At 58.8% G+C, this 20,123-nt stretch carries 16 protein-coding genes; 9 read left to right on the top strand and 7 right to left on the bottom strand.

The window, feature by feature from the left end; genetic code table 11:
- A partial coding sequence (locus tag CKW18_RS19850) for a transposase (RefSeq protein WP_141233123.1) occupies window positions 1–340 on the top strand: 340 nt, incomplete at its 5' end.
- A 105-nt stretch (window positions 341–445) separates the two neighbouring features.
- Here the strand turns inward: CKW18_RS19850 and ettA are convergent.
- Window positions 446–2,110 (bottom strand): energy-dependent translational throttle protein EttA, encoded by a 1,665-nt coding sequence (gene ettA / locus CKW18_RS19845; RefSeq protein ID WP_095190358.1) that lies wholly within the window; start codon window positions 2,108–2,110, stop codon window positions 446–448.
- Window positions 2,111–2,405: 295 nt separating this feature from the next.
- Between ettA and morA the strand changes: the two genes are divergently transcribed.
- From morA to CKW18_RS19815, 6 genes are all read left to right on the top strand, one after another.
- Complete coding sequence (gene morA / locus CKW18_RS19840; protein ID WP_095190357.1) at window positions 2,406–6,254, top strand: cyclic di-GMP receptor MorA; 3,849 nt, start codon at window positions 2,406–2,408, stop codon at window positions 6,252–6,254.
- 169 nt (window positions 6,255–6,423) lie between these two features.
- On the top strand, window positions 6,424–6,933 hold the full coding sequence (locus CKW18_RS19835) for a hypothetical protein (RefSeq protein WP_095190356.1): 510 nt from the start codon (window positions 6,424–6,426) through the stop codon (window positions 6,931–6,933).
- Between the two features lie 348 nt (window positions 6,934–7,281).
- Entirely contained in the window at window positions 7,282–8,535 is a 1,254-nt protein-coding gene (gene glyA, locus CKW18_RS19830) for a serine hydroxymethyltransferase (protein ID WP_007909785.1), read from the top strand.
- 276 nt (window positions 8,536–8,811) lie between these two features.
- Entirely contained in the window at window positions 8,812–10,125 is a 1,314-nt protein-coding gene (locus tag CKW18_RS19825) for a C4-dicarboxylate transporter DctA (RefSeq protein ID WP_095190355.1), read from the top strand.
- Between the two features lie 84 nt (window positions 10,126–10,209).
- Window positions 10,210–10,914, top strand: a complete 705-nt coding sequence (locus CKW18_RS19820) for a FadR/GntR family transcriptional regulator (protein ID WP_095190354.1) — start codon at window positions 10,210–10,212, stop codon at window positions 10,912–10,914.
- 24 nt (window positions 10,915–10,938) lie between these two features.
- Entirely contained in the window at window positions 10,939–11,622 is a 684-nt protein-coding gene (locus CKW18_RS19815; protein WP_095190353.1) for a GntR family transcriptional regulator, read from the top strand.
- Between the two features lie 140 nt (window positions 11,623–11,762).
- On the opposite strand, the gene yjiA is transcribed toward CKW18_RS19815, so the two are convergent.
- The 3 genes from yjiA to CKW18_RS19800 all read right to left on the bottom strand — a co-directional run bounded on the left by yjiA (window position 11,763) and on the right by CKW18_RS19800 (window position 15,179).
- Window positions 11,763–12,740 (bottom strand): GTPase, encoded by a 978-nt coding sequence (gene yjiA, locus CKW18_RS19810; RefSeq protein ID WP_095190352.1) that lies wholly within the window; start codon window positions 12,738–12,740, stop codon window positions 11,763–11,765.
- 159 nt (window positions 12,741–12,899) lie between these two features.
- The gene (locus CKW18_RS19805; RefSeq protein ID WP_003228401.1) at window positions 12,900–13,097 is read right to left on the bottom strand and encodes a YbdD/YjiX family protein; all 198 of its coding nucleotides are present in this window, start codon (window positions 13,095–13,097) and stop codon (window positions 12,900–12,902) included.
- Window positions 13,098–13,112: 15 nt separating this feature from the next.
- The gene (locus CKW18_RS19800) at window positions 13,113–15,179 is read right to left on the bottom strand and encodes a carbon starvation CstA family protein (RefSeq protein ID WP_095190351.1); all 2,067 of its coding nucleotides are present in this window, start codon (window positions 15,177–15,179) and stop codon (window positions 13,113–13,115) included.
- A 159-nt stretch (window positions 15,180–15,338) separates the two neighbouring features.
- On the opposite strand from CKW18_RS19800, the gene CKW18_RS19795 reads away from it, so the two are divergent.
- Window positions 15,339–15,707, top strand: coding sequence for a PilZ domain-containing protein (locus CKW18_RS19795; RefSeq protein WP_095190350.1), 369 nt, complete (start codon window positions 15,339–15,341; stop codon window positions 15,705–15,707).
- A 124-nt stretch (window positions 15,708–15,831) separates the two neighbouring features.
- Here the strand turns inward: CKW18_RS19795 and radA are convergent, their stop codons facing one another.
- The 3 genes from radA to katB are packed head-to-tail and all read right to left on the bottom strand — an operon-like array spanning window position 15,832 to window position 19,392.
- Window positions 15,832–17,199: a DNA repair protein RadA gene (gene radA, locus CKW18_RS19790; protein ID WP_007909773.1), complete on the bottom strand. Its 1,368-nt coding sequence runs from the start codon at window positions 17,197–17,199 to the stop codon at window positions 15,832–15,834.
- Window positions 17,200–17,244: 45 nt separating this feature from the next.
- Window positions 17,245–17,790: an ankyrin repeat domain-containing protein gene (locus CKW18_RS19785; protein ID WP_095190349.1), complete on the bottom strand. Its 546-nt coding sequence runs from the start codon at window positions 17,788–17,790 to the stop codon at window positions 17,245–17,247.
- A gap of 60 nt (window positions 17,791–17,850) precedes the next feature.
- On the bottom strand, window positions 17,851–19,392 hold the full coding sequence (katB, locus tag CKW18_RS19780) for a catalase KatB (protein WP_095190348.1): 1,542 nt from the start codon (window positions 19,390–19,392) through the stop codon (window positions 17,851–17,853).
- Window positions 19,393–19,676: 284 nt separating this feature from the next.
- On the opposite strand from katB, the gene mscL reads away from it, so the two are divergent.
- Window positions 19,677–20,093: a large-conductance mechanosensitive channel protein MscL gene (gene mscL / locus CKW18_RS19775; protein WP_095190347.1), complete on the top strand. Its 417-nt coding sequence runs from the start codon at window positions 19,677–19,679 to the stop codon at window positions 20,091–20,093.
- Window positions 20,094–20,123 lie beyond the last annotated feature (30 nt).

Below are 20,123 nucleotides of genomic sequence, written 5' to 3'. Positions count from 1 at the left end.
GGATTTGCTGGCGGCCAACCAAGCGTTGATGACGGTCTACTTGATGAAAGCTGAACTCAAAACGCTCTGGACGCCAAGTACCGCCTGGGGCTGGAGATCAGCCTGGAAGCAATGGCTGCGCCACGCTGATGAAAGCGCGATACCGGCTCTGATCCTGTTCGCCAAACGGCTAAAGGGTTACTGGCGGGGAATCGTCAGCCGGGTTCGCTGGCCGATGCACACGGGGCAGTTGGAAGGCATAAACAATCGAATAAAGGTTATCAAACGGATGGCGTACGGTTACCGGGATAGCGAATTCTTTTTCATGAAAATCAAGAGCGTCTTTCCCGGTAATCCGTGAAGAACCAAAAAAAAGCCCTCTTTGCGAGGGCTTTCAATGTGTTTTAGTACATTTTTATCGATGCAAAGAACCGAAGGCTCCGCTTTTCATGCAACCAACCCGATATCAGGCCAGTTTTTTGTGACGTACCCGGTGTGGCTGGGCCGCTGCTTCGCCAAGACGCTTTTTGCGGTCGGCTTCGTACTCGGTGTAGTTACCTTCGAAGAAGATCGCTTGCGAATCGTCTTCGTACGCCAGGATGTGCGTCGCGACGCGGTCAAGGAACCACCGATCGTGAGAGATCACAATGGCGGCGCCCGGGAAGTCCAGCAGGGCTTCTTCGAGCGAACGCAGGGTTTCAACGTCGAGGTCGTTGGACGGTTCGTCGAGCAGCAGGACGTTGCCGCCCTCTTTCAGGGTCAACGCCAGGTGCAGACGGCCGCGCTCACCACCGGACAGGTCCTTGACGAACTTCTGTTGATCGCCGCCCTTGAAGTTGAAGCGACCGACGTAGGTACGCGACGGGATCTCGTAGTTGCCGATGCGGATCTGGTCGGAGCCGTCGGAAATCTGCTGGAACACCGTCTTGCTGCCGTCGAGGTCTTCGCGGCTCTGATCGACGCAGGCCAGTTGCACGGTTTCGCCGACTTCGATGCTGCCCGAATCCGGTGTTTCCTTGCCCATCAGCATGCGGAACAGGGTCGACTTACCGGCACCGTTACCACCGATCACGCCAACGATGGCGCCTTTAGGCATGGAGAACGACAGGTTGTCGATCAGCACGCGATCGCCGTAGCCCTTGGTGACGTTCTTGAATTCGATGACCTTGTCACCCAGGCGCGGACCGGCCGGGATGTAGATCTCGTTGGTTTCCGAACGCTTCTGGAATTCCTGCGATTGCATTTCTTCGAAGCGTTGCAGACGCGCCTTGGATTTCGACTGGCGGGCCTTGGCGCCTTTGCGCACCCACTCCAGTTCTTCTTTCATGGCTTTTTCGTGGGCCGACTGCTGCTTGGATTCGGCCGCCAGACGATCGGACTTGGCTTCAAGCCAACCCGAGTAGTTGCCTTCGTACGGAATGCCTGCGCCGCGGTCGAGTTCCAGAATCCAGCCAGCGACGTTGTCCAGGAAGTAACGGTCGTGCGTAATCGCAACCACGGTGCCCGGGAAGTCGTGCAGGAAGTGCTCCAGCCACGCAACGGAATCGGCGTCCAAGTGGTTGGTCGGTTCGTCGAGCAGCAGCATGTCCGGCGCGGACAGCAGCAGACGGCACAGGGCTACACGACGTTTTTCACCACCAGACAGGTGTTCGACCTTGGCATCCCACGCTGGCAGACGCAGCGCATCGGCGGCGACTTCCAGTTGGCGTTCAAGGTTGTGACCGTCGCTGGCCTGCAAGATCGCTTCGAGCTTGGCCTGTTCGGCAGCCAGCTTGTCGAAGTCGGCATCCGGGTCGGCGTAGGCCGCGTAGACCTCGTCCAGACGTGCTTGCGCATCCTTGATCACGCTGACCGCTTCCTCGACCACTTCACGCACAGTCTTGGTCGGATCAAGTTGCGGCTCTTGCGGCAGATAACCGATGTTCAGGTCCGGCATCGGACGGGCTTCGCCTTCGAACTCGGTGTCGACGCCGGCCATGATTTTCAGCAGCGTGGACTTACCCGAACCGTTGAGGCCGAGTACGCCGATCTTGGCGCCAGGGAAGAACGACAGCGAAATGTTTTTCAGGATTTCCCGCTTCGGCGGAACAACTTTGCCCAGCCGATGCATGGTGAAGACGTATTGAGCCATGGAGAACCTTGGGTCAGTGACAGATGAATGATTGCAGCGCAGGCGATGCCCGGCCAGACCGATGCGCGTCGTTCACTAGACCACTTGATGGCGATCAATGCGTGCGCGCTGAAAAAAGTCTGATTCTAGGAGCTGGAACGCTCCCGCGTAACCGGCAAAGCTACCTTAATGACGGAAGGCAGTCCAGCCGCGAGGGGCTGGCACTTCGCCACAACTCAAGGCATGCTAGCCGCCCTTCGGGCGTCCGGCTTATAGTGCACGTCGCGCCAGTCCAGCCAGATCGCAGGATTACAGCTTGTCCAATGTCACTCCGCCAGCCTCTGTGAGCAGCACCCAACCGGCGCCCGGCTCGCCCCTGCGCGGGACATTAAAGGGTGCGCTGGCGACACTCGTGCTTTTGCTGCTGGCTTTGCTGTTCTGGCAACTGCTCGATCAGCTGCGCGAAACCCAGAAAAACCAGCGCCAGTACACCATCGATTACACCGCCGACCTCGCCTCGCAGGTCAGCCTGAACATGGCGCTGAACGCGCAAATCGCGCTCAACTTGCTACCGATCGTCGAACAACCGCAAACAGCCGACGAACAGCAGCAACTGCTGCGCAAACTCCAGAAATCGCTGCCGGATCTGCGCAGCCTGGCGTTGCTCAGTCCTTCCGGCAGAATCCTCAGCGACAGCAGCACCGACAGCTCCGACGCCAGCTACCTCACCGAACTGGTACGCCGCAGTCACGCCCAGGCGCACTACTTCAGCAACGCCGACGACGGCTCGACCGTGCACCTGTTACTGCATCAGGCCAGTGGCAGCACCCGCGGCTATTGGGCTTTGCGCCTGACGCCGACGTTCTTCGACTCGCTGACCAAACAGAGTGAAACCGGCCTGCGTCCGCTGTGGCTGGTGGAAAACCGTATCAATCATCAGATCATCAGCCGCGAAGAATCGCTGTCATCAGCCAAGCCCGGTGTGCTGAGCCCGGACGATCTGGCCAACACCGTGCTCACCGTGCCGCTGAGCAGTAGTGACTGGCAATTGCGCGGTCTGTTCGACCGCCAGCGCGTGCTCGAAGAATTGCTGCCCGCGTTCATCGGCAAATGCCTGCTGGGCCTGGCCTTTTCCATGCTGCCGGTGATCGCGCTGCTGAACATGCGCCGCCGTCAGCGCCAGTTGCATGAAGGTCGCCGACGTTATCAGGACATTTTCGAAGGCACCGGTGTGGCCCTCTGCGTGCTGGATCTGTCCGGGCTCAAGCAGTTTTTCGACAAGGCGCAGATCCAGACCAGCGATCAGCTCAAGGCCTGGCTCGATCCACCGCAACAGCGCCTGCAGTTGTTGCAAGAGTTGCGCGTCACCGAGGTCAACCAGGTCGCGCTGCAACTGCTCAACGTCAATTCCTGCGAACAGGCCTGGCAACTGTTGATCGACGGCCATCCGCAACGTCACTGCGCGATTGGCAATCAAGTGCTCGACGCCGTGCTCCAGCAGCAAAAACAGCTGGAACTGGAAATCAAACTGCCGGACATCAACGGTCGCGATCAACACCTGTGGATGGTGCTGCGCCTGCCGACCGAGCAGCACGACTATAAAGCGGTGATCCTCAGCATCAACGACATCACCAGCCGCAAGCTGGTCGAGCTGTCGCTGTTGGAACGTGAAGGCTTCTGGTCTGACGTGGTGCGCACCGTACCGGATCACCTCTACGTGCAGGATGTGATCAGCCAACGGATGATTTTCAGCAACCACCACCTCGGCCAGACGCTCGGGTACAACCGCTCCGAGCTGCATCAGATGGGTGAGTATTTCTGGGAAATCCTCCTGCACCCGGAAGACGCCGATTACTACCATCGCTCGCGGCAGCAGCAGCGCCACGCCGGTTACAGCCAACTACTGCAATGCCAGTTACGCTTCCGTCATCGCGACGGCGAGTGGCGGCGCTTCGATATTCGCGAACAGGCACTGGCCCGGGAAAAACACGATCAGGTCACGCGGATCATCGGCGTGGCCAAGGACATCACCGAACAGATCGAAGCCAGCGAATCGCTGCGCGACAGCGAGCAGCGCTACCGGATGCTCGCCGAAAGCATCAGCGACGTGATTTTCTCCACCGACAGCAAACTCTCGCTGAACTATGTCAGCCCGTCGGTGCAGGCAGTGCTGGGCTACGACGCCGAGTGGATTTTCCAGAACGGCTGGCAATCGACCATCGCCAACCCGCAGCAACTGAGCGGCATCTACGGCTTGATGGATCGGGTCAGCAAGGCGCTCGACAAACCCGAGCAACTGGCGCTGTTGCGCAGCCAGGTGCAGACGCAGATGTTCCTGTTCGACTGCCTGCGCGCCGATGGCCGTAAAATTCCGATCGAACTGCGTCTGGTGCTGGTATGGGATGAGCACGGTGCGTTCGAAGGTGTACTGGGTGTCGGTCGCGACATCAGCCAGCAGCGCCGCGCCGAGAAAGACCTGCGCATGGCCGCCACCGTATTCGAACACTCGACCTCGGCGATCCTGATCACCGACCCGGCCGGCTACATCGTTCAGGCCAACGAAGCGTTCAGTCGGGTCAGCGGTTACGCGGTGGCGGAAGTGCTCGACCAGTTGCCGAACATGCTCACCGTCGACGAACAACAGGATGCACACCTGCAATACGTGCTCAAGCAACTGCATCAGCACAGCACGTGGGAAGGCGAAGTCTGGCTCAAACGCCGAAATGGCGAGCATTATCCGGCGTGGGTCGGCATCACTGCGGTGCTTGACGATGAAGGCGATCTGGCCAGTTATGTGTGCTTCTTCAGCGACATCAGCGAGCGCAAAGCCAGCGAACAGCGCATTCACCGCCTCGCCTACTACGACGCCCTGACCCACCTGCCCAACCGCACGCTGTTTCAGGATCGTCTGCACACCGCGCTGCAATCGGCCGAACGACAAAAGTCGTGGGTGGTGCTGATGTTCCTCGACCTCGACCGCTTCAAGCCGATCAATGATTCCCTGGGCCACGCCGCCGGCGACCGCATGCTCAAAGACATGGCTACGCGCCTGCTGGCCTGCGTCGACGATGACGACACTGTGGCGCGCATGGGTGGCGACGAATTCACCTTGCTTCTGCAACATCGCTCCAGCCGCGAAATGGCGCTGAACCGGGCTATCCATGTCGCCGAGCAAATCCTCGGCAGTCTGGTGCGACCGTTCGTGCTCGAGGGTCGCGAGTTCTTCGTTACTGCGAGTATCGGCATTGCCCTGAGCCCGCAGGATGGCAACGAACTCAGCCAGTTGATGAAGAACGCCGACACCGCGATGTACCACGCCAAGGAGCGCGGCAAGAACAACTTCCAGTTCTATCAGGCCGACATGAACGCCAGTGCGCTGGAGCGTCTGGAGCTGGAAAGCGATTTGCGCCATGCCCTGGAGCAGAACGAATTCGTCCTGTATTACCAGCCGCAGTTCAGCGGCGACGGCAAACGCCTGACCGGCGCCGAAGCATTGCTGCGCTGGCGCCATCCACGTCGCGGGCTGGTACCGCCGGGGGATTTCATTCCGGTACTGGAAGAGCTTGGACTGGTGGTGGACGTCGGCGACTGGGTGATCAGCGAGGCTTGTCGCCAACTCAAGACCTGGCACCAGAGCCGCGTGCGCGTGCCGAAGGTGTCGGTGAATATCTCGGCGCGGCAGTTCTCCGATGGCCAGCTCGGCACGCGAATCGCCACGATCCTGCGCGAAACCGGCCTGCCGCCAGCGTGCCTGGAACTGGAACTGACCGAAAGTATCCTGATGCGCGAAGTCAGCGAGGCGATGCAGATTCTCGCCGGACTGAAGAACCTCGGGCTGAGCATCGCGGTCGACGACTTCGGCACCGGTTATTCGTCGCTGAACTACCTCAAGCAGTTCCCGATCGACGTGCTGAAGATCGACCGCACGTTTGTTGACGGTTTGCCATCCGGCGAGCAGGACGCGCAGATCGCCCGAGCGATTATCGCCATGGCCCACAGCCTCAATCTGGCGGTAATCGCAGAGGGCGTGGAAACCCATGAACAACTGGACTTCCTGCGCGAGCATGGTTGCGATGAAGTGCAGGGGTATCTGTTCGGGCGACCGATGCCGGCGAGTCGGTTTGAGGCGCAGTTCAGTAATGATGCACTGTTCATGTTTGATTAAAACAAACCCTGACGTCACGTCCATTCAGCGCAAACATTAACCAGCACTTTTACTTACCCTGCTCAACAAAGCGAAACATATAACTTCAACTTACCCGCACGCTCCCATGTTAAGTTTTGTTCACTGCACAACACGTCGCAGTTAATTAAAACCAGACAAGGACACTGTAATGAGCACGGACCGCCAAAAATCTTTTATCGGCACACTGAGTTGCGACGGGCGCCCGGTTTCTATCGAAAGAGGCCACAGCCGCGAACGCGGATTTTATAATCTGTTGGTTGCGAAACCCGCAGGGACTGCGACCAGGTTCTACTTCCGCTGGGAGCACAACGCCTACGTCTTGTACGTTCGCGACGAATCCCACCTGGGCGAGCTGGTCAACTTGAACAGCCACGGCGAGCTGGCTGTAAGCCCGAAAGATCAAGCAGGTCAAATCAGTTTCGATCTTGACGGCAAGACACTCGATGACATGCAAAATGATCGAATCAACCTTCATATAACCGCTAAACCCCAAGGTTTAATTACCCTTGAAGGCACCTCCAACAGCCCGTCACTTTCCAGGCCTGCGAAACCTGAAAGACTTTATTTCCGTTCGGAAGCACACCAGGAGTTTGCTTACTTCACATTGAACATACTTGAACGAAACGCGCCTTATGTCAGCCACCCCGACGAAGTTTGATTAAACGGCTACCCAGACCACTCCTCGCATCACGGCGAAAGCCAGTTCACTGACATGCATCAAGCAACCCTTGTTCAGCAATCGACAACCGGCTGACTGCCGTCTACTGTCTGCGCAGTTGAAAAAATGCCAATGATGTACAGCTGGGTTTTTGCCGGGTTCCTGCGCACTGGCTCGCCGCTCCTGCAGTTGCATGGGGGCTGCGAGCCACTGCCTGCGGATGCCAGCGCCCGGCGCAATTGCAGCATGAGTGCCACTTGTCTGCGACATGATGTCGTTTCATATGCCATCCAAAACCCATTGGGTTAGAATGCCCCCCTTTTCTGCCCCCGATCCTTGAGGACCGCCATGTTCAGCCGTGATTTGACTATTGCCAAGTACGACGCCGATCTTTTTGCCGCCATGGAGCAAGAAGCTCAGCGCCAGGAAGAACACATTGAGCTGATCGCTTCGGAAAACTACACCAGCCCAGCGGTGATGGAAGCTCAAGGCTCGGTCCTGACCAACAAATACGCTGAAGGCTACCCAGGCAAGCGTTACTACGGTGGTTGCGAGTACGTCGACATCGTTGAGCAACTGGCCATCGACCGCGCCAAAGAGCTGTTCGGCGCCGATTACGCCAACGTTCAACCGCACGCCGGTTCGCAAGCCAACGCCGCTGTTTACCTGGCCCTGCTGCAAGGTGGCGACACCATCCTGGGCATGAGCCTGGCTCACGGCGGTCACCTGACCCACGGCGCCAGCGTTTCCTCCTCCGGCAAGCTGTACAACGCCGTGCAGTACGGCATCGACGCCAACGGCCTGATCGACTACGACGAAGTCGAGCGCCTGGCTGTAGAACACAAGCCGAAAATGATCGTGGCCGGTTTCTCTGCCTACTCGCAGATTCTGGACTTCCCACGCTTCCGCGCCATCGCTGACAAAGTCGGCGCTTACCTGTTCGTCGACATGGCTCACGTGGCCGGTCTGGTCGCCGCTGGCGTCTACCCGAACCCGGTACCTTTCGCTGACGTCGTGACCACCACCACGCACAAGACCCTGCGCGGTCCACGTGGCGGCCTGATCCTGGCGCGCGCCAACGCCGACATCGAGAAGAAACTGAACTCCGCGGTATTCCCGGGCGCCCAGGGTGGCCCGCTGGAGCACGTGATCGCCGCTAAAGCGATCTGCTTCAAGGAAGCGCTGCAGCCTGAATTCAAGGCTTACCAGGAACAAGTGGTGCTGAACGCCCAGGCCATGGCCGAAGTGTTCATCGAGCGCGGTTTCGACGTGGTGTCCGGCGGTACCAAGAACCACCTGTTCCTGCTGTCGCTGATCAAGCAGGACATCTCCGGTAAAGACGCCGACGCTGCTCTGGGCAAAGCGTTCATCACCGTCAACAAAAACTCCGTACCAAACGATCCGCGCTCGCCGTTCGTCACTTCCGGCCTGCGCTTCGGTACTCCGGCTGTGACCACTCGCGGCTTCAAACAAGCCGAGTGCAAAGAGCTGGCCGGCTGGATCTGCGACATCCTGGCTGACCTGAACAACGAAGCGGTGATCGACGCCGTTCGTGAGAAAGTCAAAGCCATCTGCAAGAAACTGCCGGTATACGGCGCTTAATCGCGACGTTAAACCCGCAGCATGAAAAACCGGCCAAGTGATTGGCCGGTTTTTTTTCGCCCGCATTTTTTCAAACGCCTGAACCGCTCAAGAATGGGACTTACCGCTCAACTGGTCAGACCGGTCATGCCAATTCGTTATTTTTCACTTGCGATCCGTAAAAAACAGCGCCTAGACTGCACCCGCACTGGACATACCGGTAAGACCACAATAATTAAGTCCTGAATCTGATGCGCCACGCGCACGGCAGTCAGGACACCGACCAGGATTCCTCCCATGCTCAGATGGTGCTCGCGTTCAATCTTCCTCCAAGTGGTTCTCGGACTGGTGCTCGGCATCGTCTGCGGGCTGACCCTTCCTGAATACTCGGCCCAGCTCAAACCGCTTGGCGACGGCTTCATCAAACTGATCAAGATGCTCATCGGCCTGATCGTGTTCTGCGTGGTGGTCAGTGGTATCAGTGGCGCGGGCGACCTGAAGAAGGTCGGGCGTATCGGCCTCAAATCCGTTATCTACTTTGAAGTGCTGACCACTATCGCCCTGGTGATCGGCCTGGTATTCGCCTTCAGTACCGGCATCGGTAGTGGCGCGAATATCCATCTGGAGCAACTGTCCGCCGCCGACATGGGCGACCTCGCCGAACGCAGCCAGCACATGCACACCACCACGCAGTTCCTGATGGATCTGATCCCGACGTCGGTGATCGGCGCATTTGCCGACAACAACATTCTGCAAGTGCTGCTGTTCTCGGTGCTGTTCGGCAGCGCGTTGAATCTGGTCGGTGAAGCCGCCTCCGGGATCTCGCGACTGATCAACGAACTGAGCCATGTGATCTTCCGGATCATGGGCATGATCGTGCGCCTGGCGCCCATCGGCGTGTTCGGTGCGATCGCCTTCACCACCAGCAAATATGGCCTCGACTCCCTGCAACATCTGGGCAGTCTGGTTGGCCTGTTCTACCTGACCTGCATCGCCTTCGTCAGCGTGATCCTCGGTGTGGTGATGCGTGCCTCCGGCCTGCGCATGTGGCCGCTGCTCAAATACCTGCGTGAAGAACTGCTGATCGTGATGGGCACCGCGTCCTCTGACGCCGTGCTGCCACAGATCATGCGCAAACTTGAACATCTGGGAATTGGCAGCTCGACGGTCGGGCTGGTGATTCCGACCGGCTATTCGTTCAACCTCGACGGTTTCTCGATCTACCTGACCCTCGCCATCGTCTTCATCGCCAACGCCACCGGCACGCCTTTGGCCATGACTGATTTGCTGACGATCCTGCTGGTGTCGCTGATCACCTCCAAAGGCGCCCACGGCATTCCCGGTTCGGCATTGGTGATTCTGGCGGCAACGCTGACGGCGATCCCGGCCATTCCGGTGGTCGGCCTGGTGTTGGTGCTGGCGGTGGACTGGTTCATGGGCATCGGCCGCGCGCTGACCAACCTGATCGGCAACTGCGTCGCCACCGTGGCGATCGCCCGTTGGGAAAAGGACATCGACGTACAAAGAGCCAACAAAGTACTCAGCGGTCAGCAGGGCTACACCTTTCAACCGCGTAAACCAGCAACTCCGGCGCACCAGCAGGAGTTCTGATTTAACCCTGTCGAGCTGCCGCAGGCTGCGATCTTTTGATCTTGAGTTTGCGGCGCTCTCCCACAGGCAAATGGAGCAAGACCTTTGATAACCACATCTACCGTCGTCAACTCAGTCGTAGAAAAACTCCGGGCCGCTTTGGCCCGTGGTCAGTGGCGCTCCGGCGACATGCTGCCGGGTCAGCGCGAACTGGCCGAACAACTGGGCATCAGTCGCCCGAGCCTGCGCGAAGCGGTGATCGTTCTGGAAACCCTCGGCCTCGTGCGCTCGATGCCTGGCAAAGGCGTAGTGGTGCTCGACGCACAGCTCAGCGATAGCCAAAGCCACGACAGCGCAGTGGCCGGCGCCAGCCTCGAAGACGTGCTGCAACTGCGCTACACCCTTGAGCCGTTCATCGTCGGCCTGGTTGCCCAGTCGATCAGCAGCAAGGAAGTCGGACAATTGCGCCTGACCTTGATGGACATGCGCGAAGCCCTTGAGGCTGGCGACAGCGAAGCCGGGGTCAGCGCCTACATCGCCTTCCACGAAGAGCTGTTCACCCTGACCTCGAACCCGATTTTCCAAAGCGTGGTGCAACAGACCAGCAATGCCCTCAAGCAAAGCGCCGACGTGCTGCGCAATTCCCCTGAGCATCTGGCCGAACGGCTGGAGGAAAACGAAGCCGTGGTCCGTGCGATCCGCAGCAAGAACAGCGCCCAGGCCAGCGCCGAAATGCGCCGGCACATTTTGCGCGAAGGTCAGCGAATGGGGATCGAGCTGAACATTCCGGATGACAACTTGAGCAACTGAACCCCTTCACACAGGAGACCGGTCATGAACAGTCTTGCCACGCCATCGCACGCTCGGGCGAGCGCAGCGCCCCTGCCCTTCTCCCGCCAGCGCGAGCCAGAGGATGATCTGTATCCACGGCTGCTCGATGCGATTCTGGAGCAGCGCATCGACCCGGCCAGCCGCTTTACCGAGGACAGCCTCAAGCAGATGTTTGCTGTCAGCCGCGCGGATGTTCGGCGAGTGCTGACGCAGCTGTCCCATGAGCACATCGTCGTGCTGCGCGCCAATCATCGGCCACGGATTGCGGCGCCGGATGCGGAGCAGACGCGGCAGACCTTGCATGCACGGCGACTGACCGAAAACACACTGGTGCGCCTGGCTTGTCAGCGACCACAGGCTGATGGTGTGAAACGCCTGCGCGCCTTGATCGAGCGCGAGCGTCAGGCGGTGGAGCAGGATCGGCGCGGTGCGGCCATTCGACTGTCGGGGGAGTTTCATCTGCAGTTGGCGCAAATGGCGGGGAATGCACCGTTGGCGCATTTTCTTGGCAGTCTGGTGCCACTGACGTCATTGGCGATTGCGCGCTGTGACGGATCGACGCGCAGTTGTTGCGCGTGGCAGGAGCATCTGGCGTTGGTTGAGGCGGTGGAGTGTGGGGATGCTTCCAAAGCCGGGATGCTGATGAACCGGCATCTGGATCATCTTGAGCAGACCCTACTCGGTTAAGACCTTGAGCATTGTGCTGTCGGTTAGATCGCCTTCGCGAGCAAGCCCGCTCCCACAATAGACCGCATTCTGTCAGGAAGAATGCAATTCACTGTGGGAGCGAGCCTGCTCGCGAAGAGGCCCGTCCAGCCATCACACGTTCAGTTCTGCTGCTGCGCCACCTTGGCAAACCCCGCGCGAATCTTCTCTTCCGGCAAATCATCGGCAATAAACACAATCACACTCTCCCGCGTCTCGCCCTCGGCCCATTCGGTGTCCCAGTCGAAACCGTAGAGTTTCAGCACGCCCTGAAACACCAGCCGCCGATCCTCCCCGGCAATGTTCAGCACGCCTTTGTAGCGCAGCAATTGTTTGCCGTGCTCTTCCAGCAGTTCATTCATGAACTCGCTGAGCTGATCGATATCCAGCGCCTGATCGGTGCGCAGCACCAGACTGGAGATGCGGTCGATCGACGGCGCCTTGCTGACCGGACGCAGGCTCAACCCGCCGCCGAGATCGGCGTTGAGATTGAAACCGCGCACGTCGAGCAGTTCGGCCAGATCAATGTTGCCGTGCTCGACCACACGGATCGGCGCGCGTCGGTTGATCCGCGTCAGACGCTCACTTAGCGCGGTGAACGCGGCCTCGTCGACCAAATCAGTTTTGCTGACCAGCAAACGGTCGGCGAAACCGATCTGCGCCTGGGCAATGGTCTGAGTCAGGTGGTGCTCGGAGTGAGCGGCATCGACCAAGGTGATGATGCCGTCGAGCAGGTAACGCTCGCGCAGTTCTTCATCGATGAAAAAGGTCTGCGCCACGGGTGCCGGGTCAGCCAGACCGGTGCATTCGATCACCAGTCGGTCGAAAGCGATTTCGCCGCTGTCCAGGCGTTCGAGCAACAGATAAAGCGCTTTGGTCAGATCGGTGTGGATGGTGCAGCAGACACAGCCGTTGGCCAGGGTCATGACTTGCACCGGCTCATCGCCGAGCAATTGAGTGTCGATGCCGGCGTCGCTGAATTCGTTTTCGATCACGGCGATTTTCAGGCCGTGCTCGGCTTTCAACAGATGACGCAACAAGGTGGTCTTGCCGGCGCCGAGGAAACCGCTGAGTACCGTGACCGGAATGGGAGAGGACAAATGCTTTCTCCTTCACAAAATGAATGAACAACACAAAACAAATGTGGGAGCGAGCCTGCTCGCGAAAGCGGTGTGTCAGCCAATGGATTCATCAACTGATACTCCGTATTCGCGAGCAGGCTCGCTCCCACAGGGGATAGCCTGGACCTCAGGCTCTGATCAACAGCACTTGGGCCCACCCTTGCCACCGTAACGGGCTTCCTGACGTTCGCGAAAGAACATCTCGTAGCTCATCACCGGTTTGTCCGGGTGCTTGGTTTGCATATGCTCGACGTAGGTGTCGTAGTCGGGCATGCCGACCATCAGGCGCGCGGCCTGACCGAGGTATTTACCGAGGCGACTCAGGTCATTGAACATGGTGCAATCCTCTGGTTACGCATCCGGCAGAGCCTGGAATGGCGATTCTTTATCCGTACGCTCTTTTTTGCCCCACGCGGCGATGCCGACCTTGAGCGCATAGAACAGGATGCTGAAGACCACGAACAGGAACAGCACAGTGAGCGTTGCGTTGGTGTAAGCGTTGAAGATCACGTGCTGCATCTGCTCGACGCTTTTTGCTGGCGCGAGCACCTGACCGTTGGCCAGCGCATCGCTGTACTTCTTGGCCAGCGACAGGAAGCCGATTGCCGGGTTGGCGTCGAACAGCTTGATGAAGCCCGCCGTCGTAGTGCAAATCAGCAGCCAGGTGGCCGGCAGCAGGGTGACCCAAATGTAGCGCTGACGCTTCATTTTGATCAGAACTACAGTGCCGAGCATCAGCGCGATACCGGCCAGCATCTGGTTGGAGATACCGAACAGTGGCCACAGGGTGTTGATGCCGCCCAGTGGATCGATCACGCCTTGATAGAGCAACCAGCCCCACATCGCCACGCAACCGGCGGTGGCGATCAGGTTGGCAGTCCACGATTCGGTACGTTTGAGCGCCGGCACGAAGGAGCCGAGCAGATCCTGCAGCATGAAACGCCCGGCACGGGTGCCGGCGTCTACAGCGGTGAGGATGAACAGCGCTTCGAACAGGATCGCGAAGTGGTACCAGAACGCCATGGTGTTTTCACCCGGCAGGACACTGTGCAGGATCTGAGCGATACCGACCGCCAGGGTCGGCGCACCGCCGGCACGGGCGAGGATGGTGGTTTCGCCGATGTCATGCGCCACGGCTTGCAGCGCCTCAGGTGTGATCGCAAAACCCCAACTGGTGACCACTTGCGCAACCGACACCACGTCACTGCCGACGACGGCGGCCGGGCTGTTCATGGCGAAGTACACGCCAGGCTCGATCACCGAAGCGGCAACCATCGCCATGATGGCGACGAACGATTCCATCAACATGCCGCCGTAACCGATGTAACGGGCGTTGGTTTCGTTATCCAGCAGCTTGGGCGTGGTGCCCGAAGAAATCAGCGCGTGGAAACCGGAGACCGCACCGCACGCAATGGTGATGAACAGGAACGGGAACAGACCGCCCTTCCACACCGGGCCGGTGCCGTCGACGAACTGGGTCAGCGCGGGCATTTTCAGCTCGGGCATGGTCACCAGGATGCCGATCGCCAAAGCGACGATGGTACCGATCTTGAGGAACGTCGACAGATAGTCACGGGGCGCCAGAATCAGCCAGACCGGTAGCGAAGCAGCGACGAAACCGTAGCCGACCAGCATCCAGGTAATCTGCACACCGGTGAACGTGAACGCCTTGGCCCACACCGGGTCGGCGGCAATCTGCCCACCCAGCCAGATCGAACCCAACAGCAGCAACACGCCGACCACCGAGATCTCGCCGATGCGGCCCGGGCGGATGTAGCGCATGTAGATGCCCATGAACATCGCGATCGGGATGGTCGCCATCACCGTGAAGATGCCCCACGGGCTCTCGGCCAGTGCTTTGACCACGATCAGCGCCAGCACCGCGAGGATGATGATCATGATCAGGAAGCAGCCAAACAGCGCGATGGTGCCGGGCACGCGGCCCATTTCTTCACGCACCATGTCGCCCAGGGAACGGCCATTGCGGCGGGTCGACATGAACAGAACCATGAAGTCCTGCACCGCCCCCGCCAGCACCACGCCGGCAATCAGCCACAGCGTGCCGGGCAAGTAGCCCATCTGCGCCGCCAGAACCGGACCGACCAGAGGCCCCGCGCCAGCAATGGCCGCGAAGTGGTGACCGAAGAGAATGTGTTTGTTGGTCGGCACATAGTCCAGACCATCATTGTTGAGCACGGCGGGGGTGGCCCGACGCGGATCGAGTTGCATCACATGGTTTGCGATGAACAGGCTGTAGTAACGGTATGCAACCAGATAAATGGCCACCGCTGCGACCACAATCCACAAGGCGTTGATCGCCTCGCCTCGGCGCAATGCCACTACGCCCAGGGCGCACGCTCCTACGATTGCCAGCACTAGCCAGGGTAAGTGGCGTAGCAGGCTATTATTATTTTTCATTTTATTATTCCAGCCAGGGTGGACAAGAAAGACAGCCACCCCGAGTTTAGCGCTTACGGCGCCAAAGGCCATACCCCGACATTGGTCTAGACGCTTTACCGATTGGCTGCCCCCCGCTTTCGGGGTCTATAGTCAGCGAACCTTCTGGAGGATTACCCCATGAGTGAACCGTCAGCCAATCGTCGTCGCTTCAAACGTATTGCGTTCGATGCCAGAACCGAGCTGAGTCAGGGCGAGTACATCTGGCCGGTCAAATTGATTGATCTGTCGCTCAAGGGGCTGCTGATTGAACGGCCGGAGCCGTGGCTGGGAGATCGGGAAAAGGATTTTTTCGTCGACATCCATCTGAGCGATGACGTCGATATCGAGATGGATGTGCATCTGGCCCATGAAGAGAACGGCCAGTTGGGCTTTGTTTGCCGGCATATCAGCCTGGAGTCGATCCAGCGCTTGCGGCGCTTGATCGAACTCAATCTAGCCGACGAAGCCGAACTGGAGCGCGAACTGGGCGCCCTGATCGAAGTCTAGTACCAACACACAAATCAAACTGTGGGAGCGGGCTTGCTCGCGAATGCGGTGTGTCAGTTGACTCATTCATTGACTGAAACACCGCATTCGCGAGCAAGCCCGCTCCCACAAGGGTTATGCGCGTTTATTCGAAGAGCGCGTCGAGTGCCTGTTCCAGGCGCGTAACCGCGATGATCTGCAAGCCCGGCGGCGATTCCTTCGGCGCGTTGCCTTTGGGCACAATGGCTCGCTTGAAGCCATGCTTGGCCGCTTCCTTCAAACGTTCCTGGCCACTCGGCACCGGGCGCACTTCGCCGGACAGTCCCACCTCGCCAAACACCAGTAAATCATGCGGCAACGGCCGGTTGCGCAGGCTCGACATCACCGCCGCCATCAACGCCAGATCGGACGCGGTTTCCAGCACCTTCACCCCGCCGACCACGTTGAGGAACACATCCTGATCGTGGGTCGGAATACCGCCGTGTCGATGCAAAACCGCGAGCAACATCGCCAGACGGTTTTGATCCAGCCCCAGCGTCACTCGGCGCGGGTTGGCCAGATGACTGTCATCGACCAGCGCCTGCACTTCCACCAGCATCGGCCGGGTGCCTTCCCACGTCGCCATGACCACACTGCCCGGGACTTCTTCCTGAGCGCGGGTGAGAAAAATCGCCGAAGGGTTGGAGACCTCTTTCAATCCCTTGTCGGTCATGCCGAACACACCGAGTTCGTTGACCGCGCCGAAACGGTTTTTCACCGCGCGCAGAAGACGCAAGCGCCCATCGGATTCGCCTTCGAAATACAGCACGGTGTCGACCATGTGTTCCAGAACACGGGGCCCGGCCAATGCGCCTTCCTTGGTGACGTGACCGACAAGGAAAATCGCCGTGCCGCTCTGCTTGGCGTATCGCACCAGCAGCGCCGCACTTTCGCGCACTTGCGAGACACCGCCGGGCGCCGATTGCAGTTGTTCGGTGAAGATCGTCTGGATCGAGTCGATCACCATCACCTTGGGCTTTTCCTGCCGGGCGGTGGCGATGATGGTTTCGATGCAGGTTTCGGTCATCACCCGTAGTTGATCCTGCGGCAGGCCGAGACGGCGGGCGCGCATGGCCACCTGCTGCTGGGATTCTTCGCCGGTAACGTAAAGCGCCGGCATGCTCTTGGCGAGGTTGCACAGGGTCTGCAGCAGAATCGTCGATTTACCGATTCCCGGATCACCGCCGATCAACACCACCGAACCGTCGACCAGACCACCGCCGAGCACCCGGTCCAGTTCACCGGAGGCTGTGGAAAACCGCGGAATCTCTTCGATGCTGACTTCGGCCAGGGTCTTGATCTGCGCCTGTTGCCCGGCCCAGCCGGTACGCCCGGTGGGCGCCGTCGCCCCGCCGCTTTCGATCATGGTCTCGGTCAGGGTGTTCCAGGCGCCGCATTCACCGCACTGGCCCGCCCACTTGGGAAAGGTTGCGCCGCACTCGGTGCAGCCGTACATGCGCTTGGCCTTGGCCATCAGAACCCCCGACAAAAACCGCGATGATAACGCACACGTCGCCGATCAGCGCGGCGCGGCGGTACGGATTTCGCCACTGGCCAGACGTGCGGCGCTGTTACCCAGCGGATCTTCGGCATTCAGATCGGCGCCTTTGGCTTTCAGCGCATCGAGCAGTTCCAGACGCTTGAACAACCCGGCATACATGGCCGCCGTCTGCCCGGCACCGTTGCGCTGGTCGGGACTGCAATCAGTAGCCATCAAGCGTCGCGCAATCTGCAACTCACCCTTGAAAATCGCGCCCATCAGCGCCGTATTGCCGCGCTGATCTTGAGCACAGGCATCCGCCCCGGCGGCGAGTAATCGTTCAACCGCTGGCGCCTGACCGTGATACGCCGCCAGAATCAGCGCGGTGTAGCCCTTGTCGTCGCGGGTGTCGAGGGAATATCCGGACTCGATAAAGGTATCGAGCATCGGCACATCACCGCGCCGGGCCGCGTCGAAATAGTAATCCTGAAGTTGCGCCTTGATGGCGTCAGGGCTCTGTTCGGGCGAAGCCGCCCACGCAGCAAACGACAGACAACCGCAAAGCAATAAAAGACAGATACGCATCAGCAGCCTCCTTTGGCGAAACGGGGCCTGATTCAGGCCCCGCTTGGGATAAGCGTCGGATCAGTCAGCCAGTTTGGCCGCCAGTGCCTTGACCCGACTCAGATCACCCTTGGCCACCTCGGTCACGCCGGTGCCGTATTCCGGATCGGCCCTATAAAGGAAGGACAGGATGATGTGCTTGCTCTCGTCATCGGTGCTGGCCAGCGAACCGCCGAAGCTGTCGATCAGATCGCGGCGTTCCTTTTTGCTGAACGAGCGATACAGATCGCCGGCCTGCTTGAAGTTCTGCTCACGCTGGATCTTCGCCTGCTGTGTGCTGCCCGACAGCGCCAATTGGCTGTAACGCGCGGCTGGGGTTTCTTCACGCGGTTGCAAACGGCTCGGCTGATAGTTCACACCGGACTGGCTGGCACCGAAATTCATCGCGCCATCCTGATTGCCGTTATTCACCGCCACCTTAGGCGCGTTGATGGGCAACTGCAGAGCATTGGCACCCAGGCGATACATTTGCGTGTCAGCGTAAGAGAACACTCGCCCCTGTAACAGACGATCCTCCGAAGGTTCAATTCCCGGAACAACATTGGCGGGTGCCATGGCAACCTGTTCAGTTTCCTGGAAGACATTTGCCGGATTGCGGTTCAACACCATTTGCCCAACTTTTCGTTCCGCAATACCCGGCCAGATCTTTGTAGCGTCGAGTGGATCGAAATCAAACTTGGACAAGTCTTGTGGTTTCAGAACCTGAATGTACAAGTCCCATTTAGGGAAGTTGCCTTTGTTTATATTAGTCACCAGATCATTGGTCATATGACTGTAATCCTGACCCTGAACTTTTGTGACTTGTTCAGGGGTGAGATTGTTGATGCCTTGCAAGCTCTTCCAGTGAAACTTTACGTAATGCACTTCACCCTTGGCATTGATCAACTTATAGGCATGCACCCCATTGCCATCCATCTCTCGATAACTGGCAGGCGTGCCTGAGTTGGAATACAACTCGGTCAGCGTACGCGTGGCTTCCGGTACGTGGGAGAAAAAGTCGAATCGGCGCGAATCATCGTCGAGGTTGGTACGCGGGTCGGGTTTGAACGCATGCACCATGTCCGGGAACTTGATCGCATCACGGATAAAGAACGTCGGAAAATTATTGCCGACCAAGTCCCAGTTGCCATCGGCGGTGTAGAACTTGGTGGCAAACCCCCGTGGGTCGCGCAGGGTTTCCGGGGAGTGGTTACCGTGAACCACGGCGGAGAAACGCACGAACACCGGCGTGGTTTGTCCGGTAGCGAAGACTTTGGCCTTGCTCAGGTCACTGAGGTCGTTGGTCACCGTAAAAGTGCCGTGGGCGCCGGTGCCTCGAGCATGCACCACACGCTCGGGAATACGTTCACGATCAAAGCGCTGCAGCTTCTGAATCAGTTGCACATCCTGCAGCAGCACCGGGCCGTTGGCTCCAGCGGTTTGCGAGTTCTGGTTGTCGCCGACCGCTGCACCGTTATCACGGGTCAGAGGCGCGGCATGTACAGAGAAGGTTAACAGGCTGGCGGTGAATACACCCAGTGTACGGCGATGGGGAAAAGCCCCCAATCCAAGTGCGGACGTCATATCAGGTTCCTCTGGTTTTTTGGGCGCATCCAGGTGCGCCAACCAAAGGCTAGAGGGCTACGCCTGCGAACATAAATAGAATTTTCATAACTTGGCGATTGAAAATTTTAGCTTCCCGATCAGCGAGTTACGGCGTATTTCGCGCGCGATTAGTGGCACTTTGCAAACTTATCGGCGATTAATCTGTCGATAAAAACGGGCATTGTAAGAAGGTGTTTCGCGCAGGACGCGTTTTGCTGATTTACACTGCGTACACCAACCTCATCTGTAACAAGGAATAACCTATGGGCGTGATAAGTGAGTTCAAGGCCTTCGCGGTCAAAGGCAACGTGGTCGACATGGCTGTCGGTATCATCATCGGCGCCGCCTTCGGCAAGATCGTTTCGTCGTTTGTCGGTGACGTGATCATGCCGCCGATTGGCCTTTTGATCGGTGGGGTGGATTTCAGTGACCTCGCCGTGACGTTAAAAGCCGCCGAGGGTAACGCCCCCGCTGTGATGCTGGCTTACGGCAAATTCATCCAGAGCGTGCTTGATTTCATCATCGTTGCTTTCGCGATCTTCATGGGTGTCAAAGCGATCAACCGTTTGAAGCGCGAAGAGGCCGTGGCCCCGTCTCTGCCGCCGGTCCCAACCAAAGAAGAGGAACTGCTGGGTGAGATCCGCGACTTGCTCAAGGCCCAGAACAACCGCCCTGAATAATCCCGCCTAATAGAAAACGGCACCTGCGAG

Source organism: Pseudomonas sp. Irchel 3E19 (assembly GCF_900187585.1).
Classification (GTDB): domain Bacteria; phylum Pseudomonadota; class Gammaproteobacteria; order Pseudomonadales; family Pseudomonadaceae; genus Aquipseudomonas; species Aquipseudomonas baetica.
The sequence above is the reverse complement of the archived record's forward strand: the minus strand, read 5'-3'. Positions and strand labels throughout refer to the sequence as shown.

Bases quoted from the DNA above. Each gene is read 5' to 3' on its own strand.
- CKW18_RS19805 (WP_003228401.1), bottom strand. From the start codon at position 13,097: ATGTTCAATGACCTGAGTCGCCTCGGTAAATACCTCGGTCAGGCCGCG.
- katB (WP_095190348.1), bottom strand. From the start codon at position 19,392: ATGACGTCCGCACTTGGATTGGGGGCTTTTCCCCATCGCCGTACACTG.
- ettA (WP_095190358.1), bottom strand. From the start codon at position 2,110: ATGGCTCAATACGTCTTCACCATGCATCGGCTGGGCAAAGTTGTTCCG.
- radA (WP_007909773.1), bottom strand. From the start codon at position 17,199: ATGGCCAAGGCCAAGCGCATGTACGGCTGCACCGAGTGCGGCGCAACC.
- CKW18_RS19825 (WP_095190355.1), top strand. From the start codon at position 8,812: ATGCTCAGATGGTGCTCGCGTTCAATCTTCCTCCAAGTGGTTCTCGGA.
- glyA (WP_007909785.1), top strand. From the start codon at position 7,282: ATGTTCAGCCGTGATTTGACTATTGCCAAGTACGACGCCGATCTTTTT.
- CKW18_RS19835 (WP_095190356.1), top strand. From the start codon at position 6,424: ATGAGCACGGACCGCCAAAAATCTTTTATCGGCACACTGAGTTGCGAC.
- CKW18_RS19815 (WP_095190353.1), top strand. From the start codon at position 10,939: ATGAACAGTCTTGCCACGCCATCGCACGCTCGGGCGAGCGCAGCGCCC.
- mscL (WP_095190347.1), top strand. From the start codon at position 19,677: ATGGGCGTGATAAGTGAGTTCAAGGCCTTCGCGGTCAAAGGCAACGTG.
- CKW18_RS19795 (WP_095190350.1), top strand. From the start codon at position 15,339: ATGAGTGAACCGTCAGCCAATCGTCGTCGCTTCAAACGTATTGCGTTC.
- CKW18_RS19800 (WP_095190351.1), bottom strand. From the start codon at position 15,179: ATGAAAAATAATAATAGCCTGCTACGCCACTTACCCTGGCTAGTGCTG.
- CKW18_RS19785 (WP_095190349.1), bottom strand. From the start codon at position 17,790: ATGCGTATCTGTCTTTTATTGCTTTGCGGTTGTCTGTCGTTTGCTGCG.